At 67.9% G+C, this 10,088-nt stretch carries 9 protein-coding genes; 5 read left to right on the top strand and 4 right to left on the bottom strand.

Annotated features, from left to right (window positions below):
• Positions 1-121 precede the first annotated feature (121 nt).
• Together HW466_RS20160 and HW466_RS20155 are read left to right on the top strand one after the other, a co-directional pair.
• Complete coding sequence (locus tag HW466_RS20160) at positions 122-2,347, top strand: amylo-alpha-1,6-glucosidase (protein WP_151006156.1); 2,226 nt, start codon at positions 122-124, stop codon at positions 2,345-2,347.
• Between the two features lie 100 nt (positions 2,348-2,447).
• Complete coding sequence (locus HW466_RS20155) at positions 2,448-2,699, top strand: hypothetical protein (RefSeq protein ID WP_059447090.1); 252 nt, start codon at positions 2,448-2,450, stop codon at positions 2,697-2,699.
• Between the two features lie 498 nt (positions 2,700-3,197).
• On the opposite strand, the gene penR is transcribed toward HW466_RS20155, so the two are convergent.
• Positions 3,198-4,097 carry a beta-lactamase transcriptional regulator PenR gene (penR, locus tag HW466_RS20150; protein WP_059793030.1) on the bottom strand — a complete coding sequence of 300 codons (900 nt, stop codon included), beginning with the start codon at positions 4,095-4,097 and terminating at the stop codon, positions 3,198-3,200.
• A 116-nt stretch (positions 4,098-4,213) separates the two neighbouring features.
• Here penR and blaPEN-bcc point away from each other — a divergent pair, with 116 nt between their 5' ends.
• Positions 4,214-5,107: a PEN family class A beta-lactamase, Bcc-type gene (blaPEN-bcc, locus tag HW466_RS20145; protein WP_174905615.1), complete on the top strand. Its 894-nt coding sequence runs from the start codon at positions 4,214-4,216 to the stop codon at positions 5,105-5,107.
• Positions 5,108-5,438: 331 nt separating this feature from the next.
• Here blaPEN-bcc and HW466_RS20140 read toward each other — a convergent pair whose 3' ends face one another.
• From HW466_RS20140 to HW466_RS20130, 3 genes are all read right to left on the bottom strand, one after another.
• On the bottom strand, positions 5,439-5,639 hold the full coding sequence (locus HW466_RS20140; RefSeq protein WP_059466929.1) for a DUF805 domain-containing protein: 201 nt from the start codon (positions 5,637-5,639) through the stop codon (positions 5,439-5,441).
• 867 nt (positions 5,640-6,506) lie between these two features.
• Positions 6,507-7,883 (bottom strand): ATP-binding protein, encoded by a 1,377-nt coding sequence (locus HW466_RS20135; protein ID WP_174905616.1) that lies wholly within the window; start codon positions 7,881-7,883, stop codon positions 6,507-6,509.
• Positions 7,880-8,542 (bottom strand): response regulator, encoded by a 663-nt coding sequence (locus HW466_RS20130; protein WP_059447096.1) that lies wholly within the window; start codon positions 8,540-8,542, stop codon positions 7,880-7,882. The genes HW466_RS20135 and HW466_RS20130 overlap by 4 nt, the downstream gene beginning before the upstream one ends.
• Positions 8,543-8,770: 228 nt before the next feature.
• On the opposite strand from HW466_RS20130, the gene HW466_RS20125 reads away from it, so the two are divergent.
• Both HW466_RS20125 and HW466_RS20120 read left to right on the top strand, forming a co-directional pair.
• The gene (locus tag HW466_RS20125; RefSeq protein ID WP_059447097.1) at positions 8,771-9,124 is read left to right on the top strand and encodes a YgiW/YdeI family stress tolerance OB fold protein; all 354 of its coding nucleotides are present in this window, start codon (positions 8,771-8,773) and stop codon (positions 9,122-9,124) included.
• A 55-nt stretch (positions 9,125-9,179) separates the two neighbouring features.
• Positions 9,180-10,040 (top strand): MurR/RpiR family transcriptional regulator, encoded by an 861-nt coding sequence (locus HW466_RS20120; protein WP_059447098.1) that lies wholly within the window; start codon positions 9,180-9,182, stop codon positions 10,038-10,040.
• Positions 10,041-10,088: the final 48 nt, after the last annotated feature.

Raw genomic sequence — 10,088 nt, 5'->3', positions numbered from 1 at the left:
GGCGACGGCAACGTCGCACGGGGCGCGTCCTTTTCGTCGCTGCGCGCGGCCCCCGTTCTGGCCTATCCTGTGCGAAACACGCGACGCGCGCCGCGCGTTGCGCCTCGACACAGGAGCATCGATGCCGAATCACGCCGAAGCCACTACGACGCAGGCGCCGCAAGTCGCGCCGGTTCCCCCGACCCAGGCGACGGGCCCCGCGTTCATCGCGCCCGAAGCCGATCCGAAGGCGCTTGCGCGCAACAACCAGTACGTATTGAAATCCGGCGACGCATTCGTGGTCAGCGACGCGCTGGGCGACATCGGCGGCCATGACGACGGCCTGTTCGTCGACGACATGCGCGTGCTGTCGACGTGGCGGCTGACCTTCGGCGGCCGCGCGCCGTCGCTGCTGTCGGGCGCCACGAGCGCGGACAACGCGTCGTTTACCGCCCACCTGACGAACCGCCCGCTGCCGCCGCTCGGCGGCCGCGAGACGCCCGAGGGTGTCATCCACATCGAACGGACGCGCGTGCTCGCGGGCGATGTGCTGTACGAAGCGCTGACGCTGACGAACTACGGCGCGAGCGAGGCCGAGGTGCCGCTGTCGCTGTCGTTCGCGGCCGATTTCAAGGACATGTTCGAAGTGCGCGGCACGCCGCGCCCGAAGCGTGGCACGGTGGTTGCGCCGAGCGTCGACGCCGGCGCGGTGCGGCTGCGCTACGACGGTCTCGACAAGGTCGAGCGCAACGTGACCGTGCATTTCTCGCCGGCACCGGACGCACTGTCGGTCGATCGTGCCGATTACACGCTGACGATCGCCGCGCAGGCGTGCGTGTCGATCTACCTGACCGTCGACGCGACCCTCGGCCCGGCGCACGACGGCGACGGCCCGGGATGCGGGCGCGTCGCGCTGCGCACCGCACTCGTCGGCGTGCATCGCGAGATGCGTTCGCGGCGCGAGTCGATGGCACGCGTGAACACCGGCAATCCGCTGTTCGACGCATGGCTCGACCGGTCGCTCGCGGATCTCGGGCTGCTCACGACGCAGCTCGACACCGGGCCGTATCCGTATGCGGGCATTCCATGGTTCTCGACGCCGTTCGGCCGCGACGCGGTGATCACGTCGCTGCAGATGCTGTGGCTGCAGCCGTCGCTCGCGCGCGGCGTGCTGCGTTTTCTCGCGGAGCACCAGGCGCGCGAGACGTCCGCGTTCCGCGATGCGGAGCCCGGCAAGATCATGCACGAGTTCCGCCGCAGCGAGATGGCCGCGACGGGCGAGGTGCCGTTCGCGCTGTATTACGGCGGCGTCGACACGACCCCGTTGTTCATCGTGCTCGCGGGCGCATACGTCGAGCACACCGGCGACGATGCGCTGATCGACGAGCTGTGGCCCGCGCTCGAGCGCGCCGCGCAGTGGGTGATCGACAAATGCGACCGCAACCCTTACGGGCTGCTCGACTACCAGCGCACGTCGGAGCGCGGCCTCGCGAACCAGGGCTGGAAGGACAGCCACGATTCGGTATTCCACGCGGACGGCCGTTTCCCCGACGGGCCGATCGCGCTCGTCGAAGTGCAGGCATATGCATGCGCGGCACTCGAGGCAATGTCGATGTGCTCACACCGGCGCGGCCACGCGGCCGACGCGACGCGCTACGCGTTGCGCGCGAAGGCGCTGCGCGATCAGGTCGACGCGCTGTTCTGGATGCCGGAAGGCCAGTTCTACGGGATCGCGCTCGACGGTCACGGCGATCTGTGCCGCGTGCTGGCGTCGAACGCGGGCCATCTGCTCGCGTTCGGGCTGCCCGACGCCGAGCGCGGCGCGGCGGTCGCCGGCGTGCTCGGCTCGACGCTGTTCCAGACGGGCTGGGGCATTCGCACGCTCGCGGCCGGTCAGCCGCGCTTCAATCCGATGGCCTATCACAACGGTTCGGTGTGGCCGCACGACAATGCGCTGATCGCGCGCGGGCTCGCGCGCTATGGCGACAAGACGGCCGCGGTGAACCTGCTGCGCGCGCTGTTCGAAGCGGCGGTCAGCTTCGAGATGCGGCTGCCGGAGCTGTTCTGCGGGTTCCCGCGCCGACGCGGCGAGCCGCCGACCGCCTATCCGGTCGCGTGCCTGCCGCAGGCGTGGGCGGCCGGTGCGCCGTTCATGATGCTGCAGGCGTGCCTCGGCGTGAGCGTCGACGCGGCGCGCCACGAGGTGCGCGTCGAGCGCCCGGCGCTGCCGGAAGGCGTCGACTGGTTGCGTATCGACGACCTGCGTGTCGGCGACGAAAGCGTCACGCTGATGTTCCGCCGCGTCGACGGCCAGGTGATCGCATCGGCGGAGCAGCCGGGGCGCGTGAAGGTCGTTGCGGTGCTATGACGCCGGCGCGTGCACGGACGTTGCGCGATGTCGCGCCACGTCCGTGTGCAGCGGCATAGAATCGTGACATGACCCTTGAACGATGGCGGAGGCACCTACGATGACGACCGACAATCGGCCCGACGACGGCGAGCAGAAGCTCGAGAATCTGGAAGCGGCGGTTGACCACCTGCACAAGTCGATCGAGTCGCAGAGCATCGCGGCCGGCGCGGCGAAGGGCATCCTGTTCAGCCTGATCGAAACGCTCGGCGCGCTGATCGGCGATCCCGACCTGCCCGAACATGCGCGCTCCGGATACGAGGCGCTGCGCGACAAGGCGCGCGAATTGCGCGGCGGGCTCGACCGGCATTGACGAACCGGCAGCGCCGGCGCCGGCCGCATGGCCCGCGCCGGTGCTGCCCAATCCTGCGCGGCCCGCACAAAAGCCCGTGCGCTCAACGAGTTAGCCTGCCGATGCGCAGGATATCCACAAGCTTGCCAACACATTCTGTGGAGAACCGTCCGGCTCCGCGAACCGGCCGCCTGCTGCATGGCGCGACGCCGCAAACGATGCCGCGTCATTGACCTGTCTGGTCCGATCTACTGAATCCCCTTTTGTATCAGGATGTTACGCGTCACATTGGCGGAATATCCACAGGCTTGCCAACAAAATCTGTGGATAAGTCTGACGTGATTGCTTCCTGATGGTTGACGATCCGGCGAACGGCGGCCGTGCCGTTCACGTGCTTGCGCACCGGCTGCCCGATGCATGCATCGGTGCGGTAATTCGTGCGCGATCAACGAGTTAGGCGTCGGGTACCCAGGATATCCACATCCTTGCCAACAAAATCTGTGGACAAGCGACGCGCCGCTATTCGAGCGGCGCCGCGTCGGCCGCGTCGGCCGCTTCCGCCACGATCCAGTCGCGAAACAGCGTCATCGCTGGCGTGAGCGGCTTCGACTTCAGCGACGTGAGCCAGTAGCCGCCCGCCCGCACGTCGATGTCGAGCGGCCGCGCAAGCTGGCCGAGCTGCAGCTCGCGCACGAACATGCAGGCCGGCGCCAGCGCGATGCCCGCGCCTTGCATCGCGGCCTCGACCATCAGCCGTGACGAATCGAACACGGGCCCGTTCACCGACCACGGTTCGAGCTGCGCGGCGTCGAACCAGCCGAGCCATTCGTCGGTGCGGTACGAGCGCAGCAGCGTTTCGTTCGCGAGATCGGCCGGCCGTGCGAGACGCCGCGCGATCTCCGGCGCGCACAGCGCGGTGAGCGGCGCGTCGAGCAGCCGCTCGTTGCGCGTCGCCGGCCAGTTGCCTTCGCCGAAGCGGATCGCGAAGTCGAGGCCTTCGGCCGCGAGGTCGACGACGTTGTTGTTGGTCCGCAGCCGCAGTTCGACGAACGGGTGCGTGTCGCCGAAGCGCTTCAGCCGTGGCATTAGCCAGCCTATGGCAAAGGTGCCGACCGCGCCGAGCGTCAGCACCTCGCGGAAGCGCCCGCCCTCGAACTGCTTGAGCACGGTCTCGATGCGGCTGAATGCGTCGCTGAGCACCGGCAGCAGCGCGCGCCCTTCGTCGGTGAGCCCGAGGCCGCGCGGCAGCCGCGTGAACAGCGCGCAGCCGAGCCGCTCCTCGAGCGAGCGCACCTGCTGGCTCACGGCAGCCTGGGTCACGCTCAACTCGAGGCCGGCGCGCGTGAAGTTCAGGTGGCGTGCCGACGATTCGAACGCGCGCAATGCGTTCAGCGGAAGATGAGGGCGGAGCTTGGTCATAAGAATTTCTTGTGTCAGCGCTCAATTATCGTTGCTTGTCAGACAACCGTAAAGTCACGATAGTGCTGTCTCGCCGGCCGGCCGATTCGCATCCATTCCACCACGAGAGACACGACATGACCTACTCATCGCAACGTCGAACCCTGTTGCTGGCCGCCGCGACGGCGCCGCTCGCGTTGACCGTCGCCGCGTGTGCTTCGCCGCCGGCCGCGGAGCAGGATGTTTCGTCCGCGACGTCGTTTGCCGCGCTCGAGCGCGCGGCGGGCGGCCGTCTCGGCGTGTGCGCGATCGACACCGCGAGCGGCCGGCAGGCGCGGCATCGCGCGGACGAGCGCTTCCCGTTCTGCAGCACGTTCAAGGCGATGCTGAGTGCGGCGGTGCTCGCGCAGAGTGTCGAGCGCCCGGGGCTGTTGCAGCAGCGGGTGACGATCGCGCAGTCCGATCTCGTGAACTACTCGCCGGTGTCGGGCAAGCACGTCGGCGCCGGGATGACCGTCGCCGAGTTGTGCGAGGCGGCGATCCAGTACAGCGACAATTCGGCCGCGAACCTGGCGATGAAGCTGATCGGCGGGCCGGCGGCCGTGACCGCATTTGCACGCTCGATCGGCGACGACACGTTCCGGCTCGATCGCTGGGAGACGGAACTGAACACCGCATTGCCGGGCGACCCGCGCGACACGACGACGCCCGCTGCGATGGCCGCGAGCATGCGCGTGCTCACGCTCGGCGATGCGCTGCCACCCGCGCAGCGCGCGCAGCTCGTCGCGTGGCTGCGCGGCAACAAGGTCGGCGACAAGCGGATTCGCGCGGGCGTGCCGGCCGGCTGGCAAGTGGCCGACAAGACCGGCACCGGCGACTACGGGACGACGAACGACGCGGGCGTGATCTGGCCGCCGTCGCGCGCGCCGATCGTGCTCGTCGTGTACTACACGCAGGCGCGTGCCGATGCGAAGGCGAAGGACGACGTGATCGCGGCCGCCGCGCGCATCGCGGTCGCGGCGTTCGCCTGAGCGGGCGGCGCGGCGTGCATTCATCGGCGGACGGACGAAGCGATGGATGCACGCCGTGCCGCGGTCGTGATCGGCACGTCGAAACGTTGTGCGATCAACGACTTAGGTCACGCATGCTCAGGATATCCACATCCTTGCCAACAAAAAGTGTGGACAAGCCCGCGAGTGGGCGCGTTCGTTGACGGGCGGGCTTGGCGCCGGCGTGCGGGAGGCCTGTCTGCACGGTTCGAAGCGGCACGGACAAAGCCTTTCGGATCAAGCGCTTGTGCGTGGTATGCGCAGGCTATCCACATGCTTGCCAACAAAATCTGTGGACAAGCCCGCGCGATGTTCAGCCGTGCCGATCGTCGACCGACGGCCAGCGCGCGAACGCGAACACCCACAACATGATGAAGTTCACGACCGGGATGAACATCGTCAGGATCCACCAGCCTGAATGCCCTGTACGCCGAACGATCCGGACATACGGATAGACGACGATCGCGACGAGCACGAGCGAAACGATCAACTGCCCAGCGGTGAAATGTTCCATGGTCTTCCTCGGATGATGTGTCGTTGTCCGATGCGGGCCGAACGGCCCGCACGTGTGTCGCCGCATGCCGTGTCGCGATGCGCGGCCGCGCGTGCGGCTCGTGTGATCGTGACGCGCGGCATGCATGAACGTCAAGCTGCGTTCTGCGTGCCGCCGCTGCGCCGGATTGCCGGATCGTGCAAGCGAGCGTGTCGCGCGTTGCCGCAATGTTGGCGCGGCACATGAATCATTTGCCGATCAAGGGGTTAGGCGATGCGTGCGCAGGATATCCACAAGCTTGCCAACAAAATCTGTGGGCAAGTGGGGCGACGAGCGCGTCGCATGCCGCACGCGTATGGTGCGTACATCGGCGTGGCATCGTGATGCGACGTGCGGCGAACTGGCGCGTGCGTTGGCGCGGCGCACACCGCGTCTGCATCACGCGTGCCAAAGTCCGTCGGATCAAGGGCTTAGCGTCGCGGTGCGCAGGATATCCACAAGCTTGCCAACATTTTCTGTGGAGAAGTCCGCGTGGCGATCGCGTGGCGCGGCACCGCGTGCGAGTCGTGCGCCGTGCCGACGCGCGACGGCGGACGTTGGGTAAGCCGACGGTGTCGCGACGAACTCCGGATGCGTGAAGGGCCGCGCGAAACGCGTCGGTCGATTCCAGAATCGTGTAGCCGCATGTGCGGCGGACGTCGTCGACGGCACGCGAATCGCCGCATCGCGATCGGCCGAACCGGGCATTGCGCTTGTTCGACCCGGCCTGGCGCATTCGCTGCGCACGCCCGCCAAATCCTTTCGGATCAATCGCTTGCCGTCGTTGGCAGCCGGTTGTCCACAAGCTTGCCAACACAATCTGTGGAAAAGGCGGCCGTCACGCGTGTATCAGGCCGGCACCGGAAAACGCACCGTCACGGTCAACCCGCGCCCGCCTTGCGTCGTCGCGAGCGCGACCGTCGCGCGATGCTGTTCGGCGATCCTCTTGACGATCGACAGGCCGAGCCCGCTGCCCGACGACGTGGCCGCCTGCGCGCCTTCGCCGCGGTAGAAGCGCTCCCATACGTCCGTGCGCTCGGCTTCCGGAATGCCGGGGCCGTCGTCGGCGACTTCGAGCACGGGCGTCGCGCCGTCGAGGCGCGCGGACACGTCGACGCGCGCGCCGTCGCCCGCGTAGCGGATCGCGTTGTCGACGAGGTTGTTCAGCAGCACGCGCAACGTGTCCTTGTTGCCGGTGGCTATCACGGGCGACGACACGATCGCGCCGAGGTCGATATGGTGCGCATCCGCGACGCGCGTGCGATCGGCGACCACCGAGCGGCACAGCGCGGCGAGATCGACGGGCGCGGATGCCGCGGCCGTCGACTGCGCGTCCGGTTCGAGGCGCGCGAGCGTCAGCAACTGTTCGGCGAGGTGGCCGAGGCGCGTCGTGCCGGCCTGGATCTGCGCGACGATCTGCTCGCGCTCGTCGGCCGTCGACGCGCGCCGCAGCAATTGCGACTGGATCGACAGCCCCATGATCGGCGTGCGCAATTCGTGCGCGGCATCGGCGATGAAGTGTCGCTGCAGCGTAAACGAGCGGTCGAGCCGTGCGAGCAAGTCGTTGATCGCCTCGGCGAGCGGGCGCACCTCGTTCGGCATCGACGCGATGTCGACCGGTTCGAGATTGTTCGCATTCCTGCGCTTCAGGCCGGATGCGATCGTGCGCAGCGGCCGAAGCCCCGCGCCGATGCCGAACCACAACCCGATCGCGAGGACCGGCAGCATCGAGAACACCGGCCAGAGCAGGTGCACCGCGATGCCCGCGATCGCTTCCCAGCGCGCATGCCGTGCCTGCGCGAGCCGGATCGTCGTGCCGCCGCGCTCGGTCACGTAAGTGCGCCACGGCTGGCCGCCGACGTCGACGCTGCCGAGGCCCGTCTGCGTCGGCGGGGGCAGCGCGGATTTGCGGTCGGTCGAATAAACGAGCGTGCCGTTGCGCCAGACTTGCAGCAGCACGGCGTCGGGATCGCCGGCCTCGAATTCGTGTTTCCCCTCGCGATGGTTGCGGAACGACAGCTCGCCGTTCGGACCGACGACGATCTGCTTCGACATGCTGCGCATCTGGTCGTCGAGGAGATCGTCGAGCTCGCGCAGCGCGCCCCAGTAGGTGCCCGCGCTCGCGACCAGCCCGATCACGCACGCGGCCGGCAGCAGCCACGTCAACAGGCGCCGCCGCAGCGACGCGCTGCGCCAGCGCGCGATCGCATGTTGCAGGCGCGTCATGCGCCGTCACCGATCCGGTAGCCGACGCCGCGCACCGTGCGGATCATGTCGTGGCCGAGCTTCTTGCGCAGGTTGTGGATGTGTACCTGAACCGCGTTGCTCTCGATTTCCTCGCCCCAGCTGTACAGCCGTTCCTCGAACTGTTCGCGCGAGATCACCGCGCCGGGGTCGCGCATCAGTTCGTGCAGCAGCACGAATTCCTTCGGCGACAGCGTGACTTCTTCGTCGTTGAGCCAGACCAGGTGCTTGACCGGATCGAGCCGCAGCGGGCCGATCGCGAGCGTCGTCTGCGCGCGCCCCGCGTGACGGCGATTGACGGCGCGAATGCGCGCGAGCAGTTCCTCGAGCACGAACGGCTTGACCAGGTAGTCGTCGGCGCCGCTGTCGAGGCCGGCGATGCGGTCCGGCACGCCGTCGCGCGCGGTGATGATGATCGCGGGCAGGGTTTCGTCGCGCCGGCGCAGCGACGCGAGCACCGACAGGCCGTCGCGATTCGGCAGCCCGAGGTCGAGCAGCAGCAGGCCGTAGCCGGTCGAGCGCAGCGCGAGCGTCGCGGCGTCGCCGTCCTTGACCCAGTCGACCGCGAAGCCCTCCTGTTTGAGGCCCTGTTCGAGCCCGCTGCCGATCAGCGGATCGTCCTCGACGAGCAGTACGCGCATGGATTCGTGTCTGTTGGCGGGCGTGGCGCCCCGGGGTTCTCATGATAAGCGCAGGTGTCTTAGGGAGAGCTTAAACGGCGATGGCCGGCGCGCGTTCGTGCGGGCCCGATGCGGCACCGTGTCGCTTCGGCACGGCCTTCAGGTTTGCTTAATCTTACGGTCCGTAATCTTGGGCCGTCGCGTTCAACCGGACGCGGCGCGTTATCGAGGAAGAGGAGAAACGCAATCATGAAACATCTGGCCAGAACCCTGAGCGTCGCACTCGCGCTGCTGCCTGCCGCCGTCCATGCGGAATACACGGGGCCGTCCACGCTGACCACGACGACCGTGAAGGAACTGCTCGCGAACGGCAAGGACGACCAGCACGTGCAACTGCAGGGGCGCATCGTCAAGCACACCGGCGGCGAGGACTACGAGTTCGCCGATGCAACCGGCACGATCCGCGTCGAGATCGACAAGAAGCTGTGGGCGGCCGGCCAGCCCGTCAGCGACAAGAACGAAGTGAAGCTGACCGGCGAGTTCGAGCGCAAGTGGTCGGGCAAGGTGAAGGTCGACGCCGACCACATCGAAGTGCTGCGCTGACCGGTGCGCGCGGGGCCGGTGATACCATGGACGACCGGTTCCCGTTCTCACCAAGATGGCCGCCAATTTCGATGAACTCGCGTCCCGGATCCGGGCGCAATTTTCCGAACTGAGCCCGCAATTCCAGGCGGGCGCTGCATTTCTGCTCGATCATCCCGACGAGGTTGCCACCTCGTCGATGCGCAAGGTCGCGCAGCGCGCGCAGGTTCAACCCGCGTCGCTCGTGCGGCTCGCGCAGCAATTCGGTTTCCCCGGCTGGAACGAGTTGCGCGACCTGTGCGTCGCGCGCGTGCGCACGCGTCCCGAGCCGCTCACGCAGCGTGCGCGTTCGCTCGTGCGGCCCGATGCGAAGGCGTCGCTCGCGCATGACCTGCTTGCCGCGCAGCAGCATAACCTTGCCGCCACCGCCGCGCAGAACGAGCACGCGCTCGCCGACGCCGCGAAGCTGATCCGCAAGGCGTCGCACGTGCACGTCGCCGGGTTTCGGTCGTGCTATCCGGTCGCGTTCGGATTCGTGTACGGCTATCGGCTGTTCCGGCCGACCGTGTCGCTGCTCAACGGCGTCGCCGGCTCGCTCGAGATGGAGTTGCGCACGATCGCGAAGCAGAGCGTGACGGTGGTCATCAGTTTCGCGCCGTATTCCGCGGAAGCGACGCGCGTCGCGCAGGCGGCGAAGGCGCAGGGCAGCAAGATCGTCGCGATCACGGACAGCGCTGTATCGCCGATCGCGCTGCATGCGGACGCGCAGCTGATCTTCACGCACGACAGCCCGTCGTTCTTTCCGTCGCTGGTCGCCGCGCATGCGATGGCTGAGGCTCTAGTTGCGCAGTTGCTGGCGCTCGAAGGCAGCGATGCGATCGCGGCGCTCGAGCGCGCGGAGGCGGAACTGCATGCGAAGGGCGCTTACGTCGTGTAGACGCGCGGCGGCGTGACCAGCGGGGCACCGCGCCGCGCCCGAGGCGCT

The sequence above is a fragment of the Burkholderia territorii genome, from assembly GCF_902833055.1.
GTDB lineage: Bacteria > Pseudomonadota > Gammaproteobacteria > Burkholderiales > Burkholderiaceae > Burkholderia > Burkholderia territorii.
This window is presented reverse-complemented; position numbering and strand designations above follow the sequence as displayed.

Bases quoted from the DNA above. Each gene is read 5' to 3' on its own strand.
- HW466_RS20130 (WP_059447096.1), bottom strand. From the start codon at position 8,542: ATGCGCGTACTGCTCGTCGAGGACGATCCGCTGATCGGCAGCGGGCTC.
- HW466_RS20140 (WP_059466929.1), bottom strand. From the start codon at position 5,639: ATGGAACATTTCACCGCTGGGCAGTTGATCGTTTCGCTCGTGCTCGTC.
- penR (WP_059793030.1), bottom strand. From the start codon at position 4,097: ATGACCAAGCTCCGCCCTCATCTTCCGCTGAACGCATTGCGCGCGTTC.
- HW466_RS20155 (WP_059447090.1), top strand. From the start codon at position 2,448: ATGACGACCGACAATCGGCCCGACGACGGCGAGCAGAAGCTCGAGAAT.
- HW466_RS20125 (WP_059447097.1), top strand. From the start codon at position 8,771: ATGAAACATCTGGCCAGAACCCTGAGCGTCGCACTCGCGCTGCTGCCT.
- HW466_RS20120 (WP_059447098.1), top strand. From the start codon at position 9,180: ATGGCCGCCAATTTCGATGAACTCGCGTCCCGGATCCGGGCGCAATTT.
- blaPEN-bcc (WP_174905615.1), top strand. From the start codon at position 4,214: ATGACCTACTCATCGCAACGTCGAACCCTGTTGCTGGCCGCCGCGACG.
- HW466_RS20160 (WP_151006156.1), top strand. From the start codon at position 122: ATGCCGAATCACGCCGAAGCCACTACGACGCAGGCGCCGCAAGTCGCG.
- HW466_RS20135 (WP_174905616.1), bottom strand. From the start codon at position 7,883: ATGACGCGCCTGCAACATGCGATCGCGCGCTGGCGCAGCGCGTCGCTG.